Source organism: Streptomyces sp. NPDC054783 (assembly GCF_053611725.1).
The window spans coordinates 1-18,834 of record NZ_JBSHAY010000052.1 but is presented as its reverse complement, the minus strand read 5'-3'; the positions used below and the strand labels follow the sequence as shown (position 1 = coordinate 18,834).

Here is an 18,834-nt window from a genome sequence, read left to right as displayed (position 1 = left end):
TGTCCTACATTCATGAGCATGGTAACCAAGCGTGACAGCCGGGAGGAGTGCCGGAGCCGTCCTCGGCGGGTGTTACTTGGCCCCCCAGCGGGCCGGACCCATCTGGCGGGACATGATCGTGACGAGTTCGTAGGCGATATGGGAGGCGGCGACGGAGGTGATCTCGGCATGGTCGTAGGCGGGGGCAACCTCGACGAGGTCGGCGGAGACCAGGCGGCAGTCGGACAGCCCGCGGATGATCTCGAGCAGTTCGCGTGAGGTGAGACCGCCGGCCTCCGGCGTGCCGGTTCCCGGGGCGTGCGAGGGATCGAGGACGTCGATGTCGACGGAGATGTAGAGCGGACGTTCGCCGACGCGCTCGCGCAGCTGCTGGACCACCTCGTCGACGCCGCGTCGCATCACGTCCGCGGAGCTCACGATGCCGAAGCCCAGCTTGGCGTCCTCGGCCAGGTCGTCCTGGTGGTAGATCGGGCCTCGGATGCCCACGTGGGACAGGGCCGAGGTGTCGAGGATGCCCTCTTCGACCGCGCGGCGGAACGGTGTGCCGTGGGCGTACTGCACACCGAAGATGGAGTCCCAGGTGTCCAGGTGGGCGTCGAAGTGCAGCAGAGCCACGGGACCGTGCCGGCGCGCCACGGCCCGCAGCAGGGGCAGGGCGATGGTGTGGTCGCCGCCCAGCGTCATCAACCGCGCGCCGGTGCCGAGCAGCTCGTCCGCGGCGGCCTCGATGGTCTCCACCGCCTCCTCGACGTTGTACGGGTTGGCGGTGATGTCACCGGCGTCCGCCACCTGGGCGAAGTGGAACGGGTAGACCTGCTGGGCGGGGTTGTAGGGGCGCAGCTGGCGTGACGCCTCGCGGATGGCGTTGCCGCCGAAGCGGGCCCCGGGCCGGTAGGAGACGCCCGAGTCGTACGGCACGCCGACCACGGCGATGTCGGTGTTGTCGACCTCGTCCAGCCGGGGCACCCGGCCGAAGGTCGCCGGACCGGCGTAGTGGAGGGTCCGGTCGGACTCCTCCGGACCGCGCGGCGGGACGATGCCGTTGGGGTGGGCGTTCATGGTGGGTCCAGGGCCTTTCTCGGGGCGGTCGGCGCGGTGGCGGGCCCGGGCGGGGCCGGCTTCGAAGTGCGCCGTCAGATCGGGGGGTTGCCGTGCTTGCGGGCCGGCAGGTCGGCGTGCTTCGTGCGCAGCACGGCAAGGGCACGGATCAGCACCTCGCGGGTGTCGGCGGGGTCGATGACGTCGTCGACCAGGCCGCGTTCCGCCGCGTAATAGGGGTGCATCAGCTCGGACTTGTACTCCTTGACCATGCGCTCACGCATGGCCTCGGGGTCGTCGGCCTCGGCGATCTGGCGGCGGAAGACGACGTTCGCCGCGCCTTCCGCGCCCATCACCGCGATCTCGTTGGTCGGCCAGGCGTAGGTCAGGTCCGCGCCGATGGACTGGGAGTCCATGACGATGTAGGCACCTCCGTACGCCTTCCGCAGGATCAGCGAGATCCTCGGCACCGTCGCGTTGCAGTACGCGTACAGCAGCTTGGCACCGTGCCGGATGATGCCGTTGTGCTCCTGATCGACACCCGGGAGGAACCCCGGTACGTCCAGCAGCGTGATCAGCGGGATGTTGAAGGCGTCGCACATCTGGACGAAGCGGGCCGCCTTCTCGGACGCCTCGATGTCCAGGACGCCCGCCAGCACCCGGGGCTGGTTGGCGACGACACCGACGACCTGGCCGTCGAGGCGGGCCAGGGCGACGATGACGTTGGCCGCCCAGCGCTCGTGGACCTCCATGAACTCGCCGTCGTCGACGATCTCCTGGATGACCTCACGCATGTCGTACGGCCGGCTGCCGTCCACCGGCACGAGCTTCAGCAGGACGTCGGAGCGGCGGTCGGCGGGGTCGTCGCCGACTACGTCCGGCGGCATCTCGCGGTTGTTCTGCGGCAGGAGCGACAGCAGGTACCGCACCTCGGCGATGCAGGTCTCCTCGTCGTCGTACGCGAAGTGGCAGACACCGGAGGTCTCGGCGTGGACGTCGGCGCCGCCGAGCCCGTTCTGGGTGATCTCCTCGCCCGTGACCGCCTTGACCACGTCCGGGCCCGTGATGAACATCTGCGAGGTCTCACGGACCATGAACACGAAGTCCGTCAGGGCGGGGCTGTACGCCGCGCCGCCCGCGCACGGGCCCAGCATCACCGAGATCTGCGGGATGACGCCGGACGCCTTGGTGTTGCGCTGGAAGATGCCGCCGTACCCGGCCAGGGCACTGACGCCCTCCTGGATACGGGCGCCCGCGCCGTCGTTCAGCGAGACCAGCGGGGCACCGGCCGCGATGGCCATGTCCATGATCTTGTGGATCTTGGTGGCGTGGGCCTCGCCCAGCGCGCCGCCGAAGATCCGGAAGTCGTGGGCGTAGACGAAGACCGTACGGCCCTCCACCGTGCCCCAGCCGGTGATGACACCGTCCGTGTACGGCTTCTTCGCCTCCAGGCCGAAGCCCTGCGCGCGGTGCCGGCGCAGCTGCTCGACCTCCTGGAAGGACCCCGGGTCCAGGAGCAGCTCGATCCGCTCCCGCGCCGTCAGCTTGCCCTTGGCGTGCTGCGCCTCGGTCGCCTTCTCGCTGGGGCCCGCCACGGCCCGGGCACGAATCGCGTGCAACTCGGCGACCCGTCCGCGGGCATCGCCGGCGGCGGTCGTCGGGGCCGCCGTCAGCTGCGTCGCCTCTGTCGTCGTCATTGGACCAGCTCCACCCCGGGCCCGGCAGCAGTCCGGGCGACATCATGGTCCGCGACCCCGGCGGGCTCGCGCTCGATGATTGAATCCCGTACCCGCCGACGGTTCCACCTGCAACTCCCCCTAACCTTCGCCGGCAACCCCTAATCGTCGCCGCGCCGACCGGAGGAGCGGCGTCCGGCGCCCGGACCGCCGCGGAACACAGGACGTCACAATTTGTGAATATCCTCTTACATAACACGCCGTCAGCGCCAGGCAGATTTACTTCACGGGGCCCAGTCGTTGCTAGAGTCACCACCGCGGGCCTCGTGCAGAGGTTCGGAACCGATGTAACCGGCCCATCGTAAAAGCAACTGACCAGTGCTTTCCGGACATTGATGTCGGCTTCGAGGCCCATGGGGAAGTGCCGGGCAGCCGCGGTCATCCGCTTCGCCCGGGTGAAGACACATGAGGTGCAAGCATTCTTACTGACGATCATTCGGATCCACCGCACACCACCCTTCGATGCCTACGAGCTCTTCTACTGATCGGTAGCGGACCAGTGCCCGGCGACATCTCTCGGGAGCTACCTCAATTCTTTGCGCGCAATTAACGGGAAGGAATTGACGATGTTGCTGGAACGGGATACGGAGACCGCGAGACTCACCCGGTTCCTCACTGGTGAGGCGCACGGCCGGGGCCGGGTCGGCGTCGTCGCCGGCGCCGTCGGATCGGGGAAGACCGCCTTGCTGCACCGTGTGGCGGAACACGTCACGTCCTGCGGTGCGCGTCTGCTGAGCGCGGTCGGGTCCCCTGATGAACAGGCCTTTCCCTACGCGGTCGTGGAGCAGCTGATCCATGGGCTTCCGCCTGCGCCGTCGGGCCACCCGACGGCCGCCGCGCAGGCTTCGCCACCGCAGCCGGTGGCAGCTCGGACCGAGGCGGCCCGCCACCACGCCCTCCACCCAGCGTTTCGGCAACGGCTGGCCCGGGCGGCGTCGGCCGGGCCGGTGCTCATCGTCATCGACGACGTGCAGTTCGCGGACCCGGAGTCCCTGGCCTGCCTGACGCACACCTGGGAACTGCTGCCTGCCGAAACGTTCTCGCTGCTGGTCGCGCTGGGCTCCCCGGAGGCAGCGCTGCCCGCCGCGCTCGCCGAACTCCCGCACCGGGCCCAGGTATGCGACGTCCGACTCGGCCCACTGACGGAGACGGGCGTCGAGGGCCTGCTGGCCGGGACGTACGGCACGGCGCACGCCGCCCGGTTCGCGCCCGTATGGCATGCGGCGACCGGTGGCAGTCCCCTGCTGGTGCACGCGCTGCTGGACGACGCCTCGGGCCGCACCCGCACCTCGGGCGCCTCCACAGTCCGGGACGGGGCGGCCCCCGAGACCGGTGAGATGTTCCGGCGGGCGACGCTGGCCTGTGTGCACCGTCATGGTGCGGCGGGGGTGCGGGTCGCCCGGGCCGTCGCCGTACTGGGCGGTGCCGAACGGGTGCGGCTGTTGTGCGCGTTGACCTCGCTCGAGGAGCGGGCGGTCCACGGATGCCTGGTCTCCCTCACCCGGGCGGGCATCCTGGACGGCACCGGCTTCCGGCACGAGGCCGCCCGGCGTGCCGTGCTGCAGGACGTACCCGCGGAGCAGGCCGGCCGGTTCCGTACGGACGCCGCGCGGTGGCTCCACGAGAACGGGGCCCCGGCGGTGGAGACGGCCCGCCAGCTGATCGCGCACGAGTCGGCCGTGCCCCACGAGGCGTGGGCGGTCGCGGTCCTGCGGGAGGCGACGCGGCAGGCGCTCGACGAGGACGACACCGCCCTCGCCACGCAGTGCCTGCAGGCAGCCGAACGCTGCAGCACCGACGAGCAGGAGCGGCTCACGATCCAGGCGGACCTGGCCCAGCTCATCTGGCGGCTCAAGCCCTCGGCGTCCGGCCCCTGGATGCAGTCGCTGACCGAGCCGGCCCGAGCCGGCCTGCTGGCGCCCGCCCAGACGCTGCGCCTCGCGGTGGGGCTGCTGTGGAACGGGCGCACGGACGATGCCGCGGCACTGATCCGCCAGGTCGACGAGGCGATGTCGGGCAGGCCCGACCCGGTCCTCGACACCCAGGTGCGGACCGTACAGATGATGCTGGCCACCACGTACCCCGACGCCCTCGGGGCGATCCGGCAGTTGCTGCAACGGCTGGACGGCGCACAGCATTCCCCGGCGGACACGGCCGGCAGCGACTCACTGCGGTCGTTCCGCCTGCTGCGCGCCGCGCTCTACCAGGAGTGGGACGAGTCCGCGACCGCCGAAGCGGACCGGCTCCTCGAGGCGAACCAGCCGACGGAGCAGGGATTCGACCAGGTGCGGGTGGCACTGCTGGCGCTGGTGTACGCCGACCGGCTGGAGCAGGCCACGCGATGGTGCGAGCGGTTCCTGGCCGGGGCGGAGGGGCGGGTCTTCCCGGGCTGGCAGACGGCGCTCGACGCGATGCGCGGTCAGATCTCCTTGCGCCAGGGCCGGTTGAGCGAAGCCGCGGAGCTCGTCGAGCGCGCGCTGGAGCATCTGCCGGCCCACGCTTGGGGGGTGGCCGTCGGCATGCCGCTGGGCACGCTGGTGGAGGCCAGGACCGCAATGGGCCACCACAACCGCGCGGCCGAGCTGCTCGAGACGCCGATGGTGTCGACCATGTTCGCCACCCGGTACGGGGCGCACTACCTGTACGCGCGCGGCCGTCACCAGCTGGCCACCGGCCGCCACGACGCCGCCCTCGCCGACTTCCTGGCCTGTGGCGAGCGGATGACCGCCTGGCGGATGGACACCGCCTCCCTCGCGCCCTGGCGGCTGGGCGCGGCCGAGACCTGGCTGGCCCTGGGCGACCACGCCAAGGCCGCCGCCCTGGCCAAGGAGCAGGTGGACCGGCCCGGACAGCCGGCCGCCCGCGGTCCGGCGCTGCGGATCCTGGCCGCCACCCGGCCGCCCTGGGAGCGCATCGGGCTGCTCGGCCGGGCTCTGACCGCGCTGCGGGAGTCCGGGAACCGCTACGAGACCGCACGCGCCCTCGCCGATCTGGGGCAAGCGCACCGGCGGGTCGGCAATACCGCGCAGGGCAGGCAACTGGCCCGCAAGGCAAGGGAATCGGCCGACTCGTGCGGCGCCGAGGAGCTGAGCCGCTCCCTGCAGCCGGAGCCGGGTCGCGGCGCCGCGCCGGAGTCCGGGCGGGACGGCGCGGACGCGGTGCGGCCGGACGCCGCGGCGCTGGCCTCTCTGACCGACGCCGAGCGGCGGGTCGCGGCGCTGGCCGTCTACGGCCACACCAACCGGGAGATCGCCGCGAAGCTGTTCATCACGGTCAGCACGGTCGAACAGCACCTCACCCGGGTCTACCGCAAGATGAACATCAGTCACCGACAGGACCTCCCGGTCAGTTTGGACAGCGATGTCGCACACAGTGCATGACATACCGGCGCAGCCCGCCGACCCGGCGAGATCCGGCGGGCAGTTGCTCGCCGTGAGCGATCTGCACATCGGTATGGCGGACAACCGGCCCATCACCGAGTCGCTGCGGCCGGGCTCGGACGGTGACTGGCTCCTGGTCGCCGGAGACGTGGGCGAGCTGACCACGGACATCGAGTGGGCGCTGCGGCTGCTGTCGCAGCGGTTCGCGAAGGTGGTGTGGGCGCCCGGCAACCACGAGCTGTGGACACCGCGCGAGGACCCCGTCCAGCTGCGCGGCGAGCGGCGGTACCGGTACCTGGTGGAGATGTGCCGGGGCCTCGGCGTGGTCACCCCGGAGGACCCGTACCCGGTGTGGGAAGGGGAGGACGGGCCGGTCGCGGTGGCCCCGCTGTTCGTGCTCTACGACTACTCCTTCCGGGCGCCGGGCACCGCCACCAAGGCGGAGTCGCTGGCCCGGGCGCACGCCACGGGGGTGGTGTGCAGCGACGAGTACCTGCTGCATCCGGACCCCTACCCCACCCGGGAGGCGTGGTGCGCCGCCCGGGTCGAGGCCACCGAACGGCGGCTCGCGGCGCACGATCCGTCCGTGCCGCTGGTGCTGGTCAATCACTATCCGCTGCTGCGCGAGCCCACCGAGGTGCTGTGGTACCCGGAGTTCGCCCAGTGGTGCGGCACCGTGCGGACGGCGGACTGGCACCGCAGGTTCCGCACCGCGGCGGTGGTCTACGGCCATCTGCACATCCCCCGGACGACCTGGCACGACGGGGTGCGGCACGAGGAGGTCTCGGTCGGCTATCCGCGTGAGTGGCGGCGCCGGGGACATCCGCGGGGGCTGCTGCGGCGGATCCTGCCGCATCCTCCCGCCCCCGCCGGAAGCGGCGCGGACGGCGTCCGGCAGCGGGAGAGCGTGTGATCGGCGAGCTGATGCCGGGGACGGTCGTGTGCGCCGAGGCGTTCGAGGACCGGGACGAGGAGGCGCTGTTCCCCGAGGAGCGCCGGGTGCTGGGGCAGGCGGTCGAACGCAGGCGCCGGGAGTTCGCGACTGTACGGGCGTGTGCCCGGCAGGCGCTGGCCGGTCTGGGGCTGCCCCCGGCGCCGGTGCTGCCCGGGGTGCGCAACACTCCGCAGTGGCCCGCCGGGGTGGTGGGCAGCATGACGCACTGCGACGGCTACCGCGCCGCCGCGCTCGCCCGGGCGTCGGACGTGACCGCCGTCGGCATCGACGCGGAGCCCGACGGGCCGCTGCGGCAAGGGGTGCTGGAGTCCATCGCGCTGCCCCGGGAACTGGCCTGGGCGCGGACTGCGTCGCCGGTCCCGGTGCACCGGGACCGGCTGCTGTTCAGCGCCAAGGAGTGCGTGTACAAGGCGTGGTTCCCGATGATGCGCAGCGAACTGGACTTCGACGACGCGGAGATCACCTTCTCCGGGACCGCGGGGGCGGGACCGGAACAGGGCGCTCACGGTGCCTTCCACGCGCGGATCCTGCGCCCGGCACGCAACGCCGTGGGGCAACAGGTGGGGGCCTTCTCGGGACGCTGGGCGGCCCGGCGCGGGCTGCTGGTCACGGCGATCGTGCTGGCGGCCGCGTCCTGAAGTCGCCGCGCCGGCCCCGGAGAGGGCGGCCCGGGGTCGGTAGGGGTTGTCCGCCCGGAACGGCCCTCCCTAGCGTGAGAGCGCCGGGGCGATCTGCGATTCCGCGGCCCCGTTGCCGACACGGCCGAGAGGTTTTTCCACCATGTCGACTGCCGGCCCCTCCCCGACCACCATGCTGGTGCCGGACTTCCCCTTCTCCTACGACCGCTGGCTGAGCCATCCGGCCGGGCTGGGTGTGCTCCCCGAAGCACTGCGGGGCACCGAAGTCGCGGTCGTCGGAGGTGGCATGGCCGGGATGACGGCGGCGTACGAGCTGATGCGGCTCGGGCTGCGGCCCGTGGTGTACGAGACCGGGCAACTGGGCGGCAGGATGCGTTCGGTGCCCTTCCCGGAGGATCCGCGGTACGTGGCCGAGATGGGCGCCATGCGCTTCCCGCTGTCCGCCCGGTCGCTGTTCCACTACGTCGGCATGCTCGGTCTCGCCACCCGTCCCTTCCCCAACCCGCTGGCCGCGTGCACCCCGAGCACCGTCGTCGATCTGGGCGGCAGCCGGCACCTGGTGCGGTCCGCGGACGAACTGCCCGGGCTCTACCAGGAGGTGGCCGAGGCCTGGGCCAAGGCGCTGCAGGAGCGTGCCGAGTTGTCCACCGTGCGGGACGCCATCCAGCGGCGGGACACGGAGACCCTGAAAGCCGTGTGGAACCGGCTGGTCACCGAATTCGACGACCAGTCCTTCTACGGCTTCCTCGCCACGACTCCGGCCTTCCAGTCGTTCCGGTACCGGGAGACGTTCGGCCAGGTGGGGTTCGGGACGGGCGGCTGGGACACGGACTTCCCCAACTCCTTCCTGGAGATCCTCCGCGTGGTGTTCACCGAGGCGGACGACAACCAGGTGCTGATCGACGGCGGCGCCCAGCAGGTGCCGCTGGGCCTGTGGCAGCACGTTCCCGCCGATCCGGTGCACTGGCCGGCGGGAACGTCCCTGGCGGCCCTGCACGGCGGGTCGCCGCGCCCGGGAGCGGTCGGGCTGAGGCGCACCGCGGGCGGCATAGCGGTACGGGACGCCGGCCAGGAGGAGCGCGAGTACCCGGCGGTCGTGTACACCCCGCACGTGTGGACGCTGCTGCACCGCGTCGACTGCGACCCGGCGCTGCTGCCGGCCGCGCACTGGACGGCGGTCGAGCGCACCCACTACATGGGGGCGTCGAAGCTGTTCGTGCTGGTGGACCGGCCGTTCTGGCGGGACGTCGACCCGGTGACCGGGCAGCACGTGATGAGCATGACGCTCACCGACCGGCTGCCTCGCGGTGTCTACCTGTTCGAGGAGGGCTCCGACCGGCCGGCCGTGATGTGCCTGTCGTACACCTGGAACGACGACTCGCTGAAGGTCGCCACCCTCTCCGCGGAGGAGCGGCTGCGGGCGCTGCTGGCGCGGCTGGCGGAGATCTACCCGGACACCGACATCCGCTCGCACATCATCAGCGAGCCGATCACCGTCACCTGGGAGACCGAACCCCATTTCATGGGCGCGTTCAAGTCCAACCTGCCGGGCCAGTACCGCTACCAGCGGCGGCTGTTCACCCAGTTCGTGCAGGAGGGCATGACCCCCGCGCAGCGCGGGTTCTTCCTGTGCGGGGACGACGTCTCGTGGACGGCCGGCTTCGCCGAGGGTGCGGTGACCACGGCGCTCAACGCCGTGTGGGGAGTCCTGCACCACCTGGGCGGTGCCGCGCACCCCGCCAACCCGGGGCCGGGTGACCTCTTCGAGGCGCTCGCTCCCGTGGAGCTGCCGTACGCCTGAGGCGATGGTGCGGCCGGCCGGTGCTGATGATCAGCCCGGCCGGCCGTTCCACGATCGACGAGCGCGCCGGGAAGCCGCCGATGCCGCCGGCCTCACGGCCGGCGGCGCGTCCGTGTCTCACCGCACTGCGGGACGCCGACGAGGCGAGGACGTCCTCGCGCTCTCCGGCGGCGAAGACGTCCTCGCACTCCGCCGGCCTCGCCGGCGCTCTCATCCGCTGCCGGAGCACCGCCGGCCGGGACGGGGTCCTACTGCTGGGCGAGCTCGGCCAGGCGGTGCTTGTCGGGCTTGCCGTTGCGGTTGAGCGGGAAGCTGTCGAGAACCAGGACGCGGTTGGGCTGCTCGAAGGCGGGCAGCAGGCCCGCCAGCACCTCGCGCCAGTGTGCGGCGTCCCGCCCCTGCTCGTCCTCCACGAAGAACACCAGCTGGGTACCGCGCCGCTCGTCCGGCAGCGGAACGATCCGCACCGGGCAGTCGGCGGCTTCCGCCTTCCGTTCGATCACCTCGGGATAGAGGGTGTAGCCGTTGCGGTGCACGGCGAGCTTGCGGCCCAGGACGAACAGGTTGCGGTGCTCGTCGAGGTAGCCGAGGTCGCCGGTCGCCTGCCAGCCGGACGGCACGCGAGCAACGGTTCCGTCCGCGTTCAGATGGCCCTCGAGGCCGTCGGGGGTGTCGACCTCGATCTCCCCCGGCTCGCCCGCGGCCCGCGGGAGCCCCGCCTCGTCGACGATCCGCACCTCGATGCCGTCCATGGCCCGGCCGCAGGCGACCGGATTGTCCAGGGTGGCGAAGGCGATGTTGCCGAGTTCGGTGCTTCCGTAGCTGTCCAGCAGCGGCAGGCCGAACTCGGCCTGGTAGCGCGACACCAGCGGAGCGTCCAGCGGGGCGGCACCGACGCAGAACATCCGCACCGACTCCAGGTGGGTGCGCAGTGCCGGCTTGCGGGTGACGAGGTTGAGCATGCTGCGGTAGCTCGACGGTGTGGCGTCGATGACGGTGGTACCGGTCTGCCCGGCCATCCGCAGCGCGTGGTCGAGCCGCCGGTAGGGGGCGATCACCAGTGAGCAGCGGGTCAGCCAGGCGATCAGGACCATCGACAGTCCGTACTGGTGCGCGAAGGGCAGCAGCGGCAGCAGTACGTCGTCGGGGCGGTGGCCCACCTGTGCGGCGTTGCGTTCCAGGTTGCGCAGGAACTTCGCGCCGTTCTTGACGACGCCCTTGGGGGAGCCGGTGGAGCCGGACGTCCACATGATGAGTCCGTCGGGCAGTCGGCCCCAGGTGTCGAAGTCGAGGCTGTGCTCCGTGCCGGTGAGGCCGGCGGAGGGCACCAGCAGCTCGTAGAGATGCACCGGGTCGGCCTCGCGGTCGACGGGCGCGTCGTCGTCCACGAAGACGACCTTCGCACCGGTCCGCAGGGCGATGCGGCGGGTTTCCTCGGCGCGCTCCTGCTGGTCGACCAGCACGATGGAGGCGCCGATGTGCATCAGGGCGAACAGCACCGACAGGTAGGCGGTGGAGTTCCCCGCCTTCAGCATGACCCGGTCTCCGGGGCCGACGCCGCGGTCCCGGATCACGCTGGCGACGCGCAGCGCATCCTGCTCGAAGGCGTCGAGGGTCTGCACCGAGTCGGCACCGAATATTTTCGCTGTCATCGTAGGCTCCCTGTCCTACTCGGCGTCCATGGTCCTTGCGTTGCGCGGGTGGTGGGTCGGGTCGAGCAGCCGCAGCTCTCCCCCGGGTCCCGGGGGTTCCGGCGGGTCGAAGGGCGAGAGGGACATGAGCTGGTCGTGCACGATGTTGACGACCTCGCGTTTGTGCGAATCCAGGCAGCCGCGGGCCCCGGAGAGCGTCTCCAGGTCGAAGCGGCCGCTGGTGCAGCGCCGCCAGGCGCGGACCCCCGCCGGGGTGAGTCCGGGATCGCGGTCGGCGGCCAGTGCCACGATGCGGCAGCCGAGCGTCGGGGGGCCGAGCGGCGTGTGCACGCACGGCGCGTTGCTGCCGGAGACGAACAGGGTCTGCAGCAGTGCGGCGGTCTCCCGCTCCAGCCGTTCGGCCACCCGGTAGGCGAGCCGGGCACCCGCGCGGTGCCCGAAGAACGCGAGCCGGCAGCCGGTGAAGCCGTCGAGTGTCTCGAATATCCTGGAGGCCAGTTCCTCCGAGTCGCAGACGGGTTCGGGCCTGTGGCCGCCCAGGTCGCCCGAGTCGCCGGGGTACTGGATCAGCAGCACCTCGACGGTGGGCAGCAGCAGTTCCGCCAGTCCGAGGTAGCGCCCGGTGGCATGCGTGTGGCCCGGAAAGCAGATGAGTCGGAACCTGCTCGGGGTCTCCGGTTGCAGAATCCTGACGAGCCCGATGTCGTCGGGTGTTTTGTCGTGGGTCATGAAGTCGGCAGCCCCTGCCTGAGCGGGGTCCACACCTTGTGGTTGTTGCGGTACCACTCGACCGTCTCGGTGATCCCGAGGTCGAAGTCGACCATCGGCCGGTAGCCGAGGTCCTCACGGATCCTCGACCAGTCGACGCAGTAGCGGCGGTCGTGTCCCTTGCGGTCGGTGACCGGCTCGACGCGGTCCCAGCCCGCGCCGCACGCCTTCAGCAGCATCTCGGTGAGTTGACGGTTCGTCAGTTGCGTGCCGCCGCCGATGTTGTAGACCGCACCGGGGGTGCCTTGGGTGAGCACCGCGAGGAGGGCACGGCAGTGGTCGTCGACGTGCAGCCAGTCGCGCACGTTCTCGCCGTCGCCGTACAGCGGGACCGTGCCGCCGCCGAGCAGGCGGGAGACGAAGAGCGGGATCACCTTCTCCGGGTACTGGTAGGGGCCGTAGTTGTTGGAGCAGCGGGTCACCCGCACGTCGAGGCCGTGGGTACGGTGGTGGGCGAGGGCCAGCAGGTCGCTGGACGCCTTGGACGCGGCGTAGGGGGAGCTGGGCCGCAGGGGATCGTCCTCGCGGGAGGCGCCGGTGGGCACCGAGCCGTAGACCTCGTCGGTCGACACGTGCACGAACGGTCCGACGCCGTGCCGCAGTGCGGCCTCCAGCAGCACCGAGGTGCCCAGCACGTTGGTGGTCACGAAGTCCCCGGCCGCCACGATGGAGCGGTCGACGTGCGACTCGGCGGCCAGGTGGACGACGGCGTCGTGGTCCGGCATCACCCGGTTCACCAGCTCCGCGTCGGTGATGTCACCGTGGACGAACGCAAAACCGGGTTCGTCCGCCACCGGTGCGAGGTTCTCCCGGCGGCCCGCGTAGGTGAGTTTGTCGAGGGCGGTGACGTGCACGTCGTCACCGAGCGGTCTGCCGGCCCCGAGGATCGTACGGACCAGGTGGGAGCCGATGAAGCCGGCGGCGCCGGTGATCAGAAGTCTCATGAACGGATCTGCACTTTGCTGTGGTCGCCGAGGATCAGGCGGTGGGCTTGGGGGACGCGCGGCGCGGGGGTGACCTGGACGTGCCGTCCGATCATGGACGCCTCGATGCGGCGTACACCGTCGATGCCGGCGCCGGTCAGGACGATGGAGTACTCGATCTCGCTGTCCGCGATGGTGCAGTGGTCGGCGACCGAGGTGAACGGGCCGATGTAGGAGTCCTCGACGCGGCTGCCCCGTCCGATGATCGCCGGTCCCACGATCCGGGACCGCGCCACTGTGGCGCCGGCTTCCACGACCACCCTGCCGACGAGCTCGCTGGCCTCGTCGACCGTGCCGTCGCAACGCGGGTCCAGCCGGTCCAGGACCGAACGGTTGACCTCCAGCATGTCGGCCGCGTTGCCGGTGTCCTTCCAGTAGCCGGTGACCACCGAGGAGCGGACGTCGGTGCCGTGGTCGATGAGCCACTGGATGGCGTCGGTGATCTCCAGTTCGCCGCGCGCGGAGGGCCGGATCGCGGCGACCGCGTCGTGGATGGCGGGGGTGAAGAAGTACACCCCGACCAGAGCCAGGTCGCTCTTGGGGAACCGCGGCTTCTCCTCGAGCCGGATGACGCGGCCGGCGTCGTCCAGTTCGGCCACGCCGAAGGCCGACGGGTCACCGACCCGGGTGAGCATGATCTGCGCGTCCGGTCCCGCCTGCCGGAAGTCGGCCAGTTGCGCGCGGATACCGCCGACCAGGAAGTTGTCCCCCAGGTACATCACGAAGTCGTCGTCGCCGAGCCAGTCGCGGGCGGTGCGCACGGCGTGCGCCAGGCCCAGCGGGCGGTCCTGCGGGATGTAGGTGACGCGGATGCCGAAGGTCGTGCCGTCGCCGACCGCGCCGCGGATCTCCTGCGCGGTGTCGCCGACGATGATGCCGACGTCCGTGATGCCGGCCTCCGCGATGCCCTCCAGCACGTAGAAGAGGATCGGTTTGTTGGCGACCGGGACGAGTTGTTTCGCCGAGGTGTGGGTCAGGGGCCGCAGGCGGGTGCCGGACCCCCCGGCCAGGACGAGCGCCTTCACTCAGGCCTCCAGGACGGTTGTGGGCGCCGCGGGGCGCGGCGGCAGGGAGCTCAGGTGGCGTCGGCACTCCTCGTACGAGGGCAGCAGGCCGGCGGCCTCCAGCTGGGCGAGCCCGGGTGCGGCGGCGTCCTTCTCGGAGAGCACCGCCGGGATGTGCGGCCACTGGATCCCGAGGTCCTCGTCGAGCGGGTGGACGCCGTGCTCGCGACTCGGCTGGTAACCGGTGGAGCACAGGTAGACCACGGTGGCGTCATCGGTGAGCGCCTGGAACGCGTGGCCGAGGCCCTCGGAGAGGAACACGGCGTCGCGGTCGCGGTCGTCCAGTTCGACGGCCTCCCACCGGCCGAAGGTCGGTGAGCCGGTTCGCAGGTCCACCACCACGTCGCGCACCGCGCCGCGTACGCAGGTGACGTATTTGGCCTGGCCGGGCGGAACATCGGCGTAGTGCACCCCGCGCAGCACGCCGCGGCGGGAGACGGAGCAGTTGGCCTGGGCCGGATCGAGGTCGCGGCCGGTGGCCTCGCGGAACAGGTCGCCGCGGAACCACTCGAGGAAGGTGCCGCGCGGGTCGCCGAACTGGCGCGGGCGGTACCGCCAGGCGCCTTCGATGGACAGGGGTTCCATGGTTCAGCCGACCTCCGTCGCCGCGGCACCGCCGTGCTGTGCCGGTGTTCCGCTCTGTGTGATCGCCTCGTGGAGCGCCGCCCGCCAGGGGCGCGGGGCAGGCAGGCCGGCCTCGGCCCACCGATCGTGGCCGAGCACGCTCCAGGCCGGCCGCCGTGCGGCGCGCACCAGTTGGTCGCTGCCGATCGGCCGCACCCGCAGCGGGTCGGCGCCCAGCAGCCGGAAGACCTCCTGCGCCAGTTCGTGCCAGGTGGTCTGCCCGGCGCCGGTGGCGTGGAAGACACCGCACGTCCGGTCCCGGGGCAGCGAGCCGAGGGCGACCAGGGCTTCGGCGACGTCGGGCGCCCAACTGGGCTGTCCGTGCTGGTCGTCGACCACGTTCACGGTCCGGCCCGGCTCGGCCGCGAACCGGGCCATGGTGCCCACGAAGCCGGTGAGCGGGAGGCCTCCGGCCGGGGCGCCCCCGTCGGCGGCCGGCCCGTACAGCCAGGAGGTGCGCACGACGGTGGCCTGCGGGAGCTCCGCCAGCACGGCGCGCTCACCCGCCAGTTTGGTACGCCCGTAGGCGGTACGGGGCTTCGGCGGCGCGTCCTCCGGGTACGGCGTGCCCCGGTGCTCGGGGTCGCCGCCGAACACGTAGTCGGTGGAGACGTGCAGCAGCCGGGCAGCGGAGTCGGCGCAGGCCCTGGCGAGGTTGCGCGGGCCCATGACATTGACCTGGGCGGCGGCGCTCTCGTCGCGCTCCGCGGCGTCGACGTCCGTCCACGCGGCGCAGTTGACGACCGTGTGGGGACGATGTGCGGCGACGGCTTCCGAGACGGCGCGCCGGTCCGTGATGTCCAGGTCACCGTGTCCCAGCGCCACCGTCTCGGCGCCCGCCGTCTCCAGCAGCGCCCGCACCGCGCGTCCCAGCGTGCCGCCCGCGCCCACCAGCAGCCACCCGAATCCGGCCGGCGACCGCGCTGATATGTGCGAAGAATCCTTCGAGGCGATCACACGGCGATGCTACGGGCTATTCAGGTATTCCCATACCCGCCCTTTCCCCCTACGCACCCCTAACCCGGCACGCTCACCCCTGCCTTGGGGCCCGTGCGGGCCACGGGAAAAGAAACCGTGCTACACATGGCGAGCACCTTTGTCACGTTCCTTTCCGTCGGCGCACACATCGCGCAGCCAGGCCGCACGCGACCCTCGCGGCAGAACGCCGGTGCGGCGGTGTCGCGTCCAGCTTGATTCACAGGTTTCATGAATACAACACGTGCCGCGGATTCCGCCGTCCTCGTCGACGGACTGGTCAAAAAATATCCCGATCGAGAACAATTCGCTGTCGAAGACCTCAGCTTCAGCGTGAACCACGGAGAGGTCTTCGGATTCCTCGGTCCGAACGGAGCGGGGAAGACCACCACGATCGGCATTCTCACCACCCGGGTGGCTCCCACCGCGGGGCGCGCCTTCGTGATGGGCGTCGACGTGGTGGCCAAGCCGGCGCTGGCGCGCCAGTCGTTCGCCGTCGTACCGCAACGCAACAACCTGGACCGCTCACTGACCATCCGGCAGAACCTCGTCTTCCACGCCGGATACCACGGGCTGCCCCGGTCCGAACGCAACCGGCTGGCGGACGAGAGCCTGGAGTTCGTCGGGCTGACCGACCACGGGCAGGCGCGCGCCGACGAGGTGTCCGGCGGCCAGGCCCAGCGCGTGATGATCGCCCGGGCGCTGATGCACCGGCCCCGGGTGCTGTTCCTCGACGAGCCCGCCACCGGCCTGGACCCCCAGTCGCAGCTGTTCGTGCACGACCGGGTGGCCGAACTCAGCGGCCGGGGCGTCACCGTGGTCATCACCACCCACAACATGGACGAGGCCGAGAAGCTGTGCGACCGGGTCGGCATCGTCGACCACGGCAAGCTCCTCGCCCTCGACACCCCGCAGGCCCTGATGGAGTCGCTCAGCAACACCTCGGTCTCCGTCACGGTGGCACCGCCGCCGACCGGGGCCGAGGAGGTCCTGGCGCGTCTGAAGCGGATCGAGTCCGTGGCGGGCGTCGAGGTTCTGCACCAGGACGGGGACGACGACCTCGACCTCGACTTCCGTCCGAAGGACGTACGGCTGAAGGTCTACAGCGACGCCGCTTCCTCGACGATCCTCCCGACCGTGATCCGCGCCCTCGCCGAAGCCGGCTGCGAGGTCAAGGACATGAGCGTCGGCAACTCCACCCTCGAAGACGTCTTCGTCGAGCTGACCGGCAGGGAGCTGCGATGACCACCGCCGCCACGTCCGCGCCCACCGACGACACCGCCCCCGAGACGGACGACACCACGGACGCCGCCCAGCCACAGGGACAGCCGACCGCCCGCGGCGGCCGGCACCGGCGCCGGGCCACCCGCTGGCGGACCTTCTGGTTCATCCTGTGGCGGGACATCTTCGTCACCGGCCGCGAGATCGCGCCGTTCCTCGGCCAGGTCCTCGTGGAGCCGTTCTTCATCCTCTTCGTCTTCGGCAAGGTGCTCGGCAACCTCGGCTACACCACTCCGGGGTTCGAACAGGTGCTGCTGCCGGGCGTCGTCGCGCTCAACAGCTTCCTGGTGAGCCTGCAGAACACCGCCCTGCCGCTGGCCATCGACTTCTCCTACACCAAGGAGATCGAGGACCGGCTGCTGGCGCCGATCCCCGTGGTGCTGGTCGCGATCGAGAAGGTGCTGTTCGGTGCCATACGCGGGCTGATCGGCTCGCTGGTGATGATTCCGATCGGCCTGCTCCTCCTCGACCACGTCTCCTGGCCGCTGCACACCCTCCCGGCCACCCTGGGCATCCTGACGCTGGGCGGTCTCGTCGGCGGCACGGTGGGCCTGACGCTGGGCACGCTGGCCCCGGCGCGGCACATCAGCATCGTCTTCGCCATGACGCTCACGCCGATCATGTTCACCGGCGCCACCCAGTTCCCCTGGGCGAGCCTGTCCCACATCCGCTGGTTCCAGATCCTGTGCTCCCTCAACCCGCTGACCTACGTCAGCGAGGCGATGCGCGGCCTGCTGCTGCCGGCCGGCGGACCGCACTCGATTCCGCTGCCCATCTGCATAGGCGCCATCGCTGCGGGATGCCTGGTCTACGGATTCATCGGAATCCGCGGTTTCCACCGCCGCGCACAGGACTAGGCCCCGTGCACCCGGCGGGAACCGACGGAATTCAGCACCACCCCCGAGCAGCAAAGGGCGTTCACACGACCATGACGACGACATCCACGGCGTCCCGCACTGCGATCGTGTTTCCCGGAATGGGACCTTCCCGGTTCGCCGAAGTGGGGAAGTTCCTGCTCCTGGACCCCTTCGCACGGGCCCGTCTCGCCGAGGCCGACCAGGCTCTCGGCACCTCGGTCTTCGACAACTTCAGGGAACAGACGGAGGACTACTCCGAATTCAGCCAGGTGGCCTTTCTGGTCAACTCCATGGCTCTGGCCGACCGCGCCGAGGAGACACTCGGCGTCGTGCCGGACATCTGCGTGGGCCCGAGTTTCGGGCAGAAGGCGGCGGCGGCCTACGTCGGCTCGCTGCCGTTCGCGGAGGTGGTCCGGCTCACGGCGGAACTCGCCCGGCTCGAGGAGGACTTCTTCGGCCGGGAGTACACCGACGTGGTCACCCACTCCTTCGTCCGCACCCCCGAGGAGCGCCTCGCCGAGATCCTGGCCGACTTCGACGAGCGCGGCGTGTGGTACGAGTTCTCCGGCCACCTCGACCGCGGCTTCACGATGCTCTCGCTGCGGGAGAACGAACTGGAGGAGTTGAAGGAGCGGATCAGCAAGGCGGGCGGCTACTCGATGTACAGCATGCGCCCGCCGGTGCACGCCCCGGCCTTCGCCGCCCTGCGCCGCCGGGCCGAGGAGGAGGTCTTCTCCCGCTACGAGTTCGCCGATCCGAAGCTGCCCGTGGTGACCGACCAGGACGGCACGGTGATCAACTCGGCGGACGAGCTGCGCACCATGATGCTGGACACCTTCGACCGGCCCGTCAACTGGCCAGCCGTCGTCGCCGCGTTGAAGGACGCGGGTGTGTCCAGGGTGTGCGTGACCGGTCCGGACAACCTCTTCCACCGCCTGGACTGCACCAAGGACAACTTCGAGGTCGAGGCCGTGGGCCTGCCGAAGCGCTCGCGCCCCCGCAGGTCCGCGTGATCTGACGAACCCGACGTCCGCAACACTCCGGCACCGAAAACCCAAGGGCCGGCCCCGCCTCTCGGCGGG

The 18,834-nt window shown here is 71.0% G+C and carries 15 protein-coding genes; 7 read left to right on the top strand and 8 right to left on the bottom strand.

The features are described 5' to 3' along the window. Positions 1 to 72: 72 nt before the first annotated feature. Both speB and ACWGJ5_RS43315 read right to left on the bottom strand, forming a co-directional pair. Complete coding sequence (speB, locus tag ACWGJ5_RS43320; protein ID WP_453315110.1) at positions 73 to 1,059, bottom strand: agmatinase; 987 nt, start codon at positions 1,057 to 1,059, stop codon at positions 73 to 75. A 74-nt stretch (positions 1,060 to 1,133) separates the two neighbouring features. Next, entirely contained in the window at positions 1,134 to 2,735 is a 1,602-nt protein-coding gene (locus ACWGJ5_RS43315) for an acyl-CoA carboxylase subunit beta (RefSeq protein ID WP_453315109.1), read from the bottom strand. Positions 2,736 to 3,340: 605 nt separating this feature from the next. Here ACWGJ5_RS43315 and ACWGJ5_RS43310 point away from each other — a divergent pair. The 4 genes from ACWGJ5_RS43310 (at position 3,341) to ACWGJ5_RS43295 (ending at position 9,548) form a co-directional block, all read left to right on the top strand. After that, positions 3,341 to 6,154 carry an AAA family ATPase gene (locus tag ACWGJ5_RS43310; protein WP_453315108.1) on the top strand — a complete coding sequence of 938 codons (2,814 nt, stop codon included), beginning with the start codon at positions 3,341 to 3,343 and terminating at the stop codon, positions 6,152 to 6,154. Beyond that, entirely contained in the window at positions 6,135 to 7,067 is a 933-nt protein-coding gene (locus ACWGJ5_RS43305; RefSeq protein WP_453315107.1) for a metallophosphoesterase family protein, read from the top strand. Before ACWGJ5_RS43310 ends, ACWGJ5_RS43305 begins: the two co-directional genes overlap by 20 nt. Further along, a complete protein-coding gene (locus ACWGJ5_RS43300; protein WP_453315106.1) occupies positions 7,064 to 7,747 on the top strand; it encodes a 4'-phosphopantetheinyl transferase family protein in 684 nt (227 codons plus the stop codon). The genes ACWGJ5_RS43305 and ACWGJ5_RS43300 overlap by 4 nt, the downstream gene beginning before the upstream one ends. 142 nt (positions 7,748 to 7,889) lie before the next feature. Continuing rightward, complete coding sequence (locus ACWGJ5_RS43295; RefSeq protein WP_453315105.1) at positions 7,890 to 9,548, top strand: flavin monoamine oxidase family protein; 1,659 nt, start codon at positions 7,890 to 7,892, stop codon at positions 9,546 to 9,548. A 248-nt stretch (positions 9,549 to 9,796) separates the two neighbouring features. Here the strand turns inward: ACWGJ5_RS43295 and ACWGJ5_RS43290 are convergent, their stop codons facing one another. Genes ACWGJ5_RS43290 through rfbD form a run of 6 tightly spaced genes read right to left on the bottom strand, consistent with a single transcriptional unit; the run spans position 9,797 to position 15,596 of the window. Next, positions 9,797 to 11,200, bottom strand: coding sequence for a class I adenylate-forming enzyme family protein (locus tag ACWGJ5_RS43290; protein WP_453315104.1), 1,404 nt, complete (start codon positions 11,198 to 11,200; stop codon positions 9,797 to 9,799). Between the two features lie 15 nt (positions 11,201 to 11,215). Next, positions 11,216 to 11,929 carry a thioesterase II family protein gene (locus ACWGJ5_RS43285; protein ID WP_453315103.1) on the bottom strand — a complete coding sequence of 238 codons (714 nt, stop codon included), beginning with the start codon at positions 11,927 to 11,929 and terminating at the stop codon, positions 11,216 to 11,218. Continuing rightward, the gene (gene rfbB, locus ACWGJ5_RS43280) at positions 11,926 to 12,912 is read right to left on the bottom strand and encodes a dTDP-glucose 4,6-dehydratase (RefSeq protein ID WP_453315102.1); all 987 of its coding nucleotides are present in this window, start codon (positions 12,910 to 12,912) and stop codon (positions 11,926 to 11,928) included. Before rfbB ends, ACWGJ5_RS43285 begins: the two co-directional genes overlap by 4 nt. After that, on the bottom strand, positions 12,909 to 13,976 hold the full coding sequence (locus tag ACWGJ5_RS43275; protein ID WP_453315101.1) for a glucose-1-phosphate thymidylyltransferase: 1,068 nt from the start codon (positions 13,974 to 13,976) through the stop codon (positions 12,909 to 12,911). Before ACWGJ5_RS43275 ends, rfbB begins: the two co-directional genes overlap by 4 nt. Continuing rightward, complete coding sequence (locus tag ACWGJ5_RS43270) at positions 13,977 to 14,600, bottom strand: dTDP-4-dehydrorhamnose 3,5-epimerase family protein (RefSeq protein ID WP_453315100.1); 624 nt, start codon at positions 14,598 to 14,600, stop codon at positions 13,977 to 13,979. Positions 14,601 to 14,603: 3 nt separating this feature from the next. Continuing rightward, the gene (gene rfbD, locus ACWGJ5_RS43265) at positions 14,604 to 15,596 is read right to left on the bottom strand and encodes a dTDP-4-dehydrorhamnose reductase (protein WP_453315099.1); all 993 of its coding nucleotides are present in this window, start codon (positions 15,594 to 15,596) and stop codon (positions 14,604 to 14,606) included. Positions 15,597 to 15,845: 249 nt separating this feature from the next. On the opposite strand from rfbD, the gene ACWGJ5_RS43260 reads away from it, so the two are divergent. From ACWGJ5_RS43260 to ACWGJ5_RS43250, 3 genes are all read left to right on the top strand, one after another. Further along, a complete protein-coding gene (locus ACWGJ5_RS43260; RefSeq protein WP_453315098.1) occupies positions 15,846 to 16,859 on the top strand; it encodes an ABC transporter ATP-binding protein in 1,014 nt (337 codons plus the stop codon). Continuing rightward, the gene (locus ACWGJ5_RS43255; RefSeq protein WP_453315097.1) at positions 16,856 to 17,752 is read left to right on the top strand and encodes an ABC transporter permease; all 897 of its coding nucleotides are present in this window, start codon (positions 16,856 to 16,858) and stop codon (positions 17,750 to 17,752) included. Before ACWGJ5_RS43260 ends, ACWGJ5_RS43255 begins: the two co-directional genes overlap by 4 nt. A gap of 119 nt (positions 17,753 to 17,871) precedes the next feature. After that, complete coding sequence (locus tag ACWGJ5_RS43250; RefSeq protein WP_453315096.1) at positions 17,872 to 18,765, top strand: ACP S-malonyltransferase; 894 nt, start codon at positions 17,872 to 17,874, stop codon at positions 18,763 to 18,765. The last annotated feature ends 69 nt before the right edge of the window (positions 18,766 to 18,834 follow it).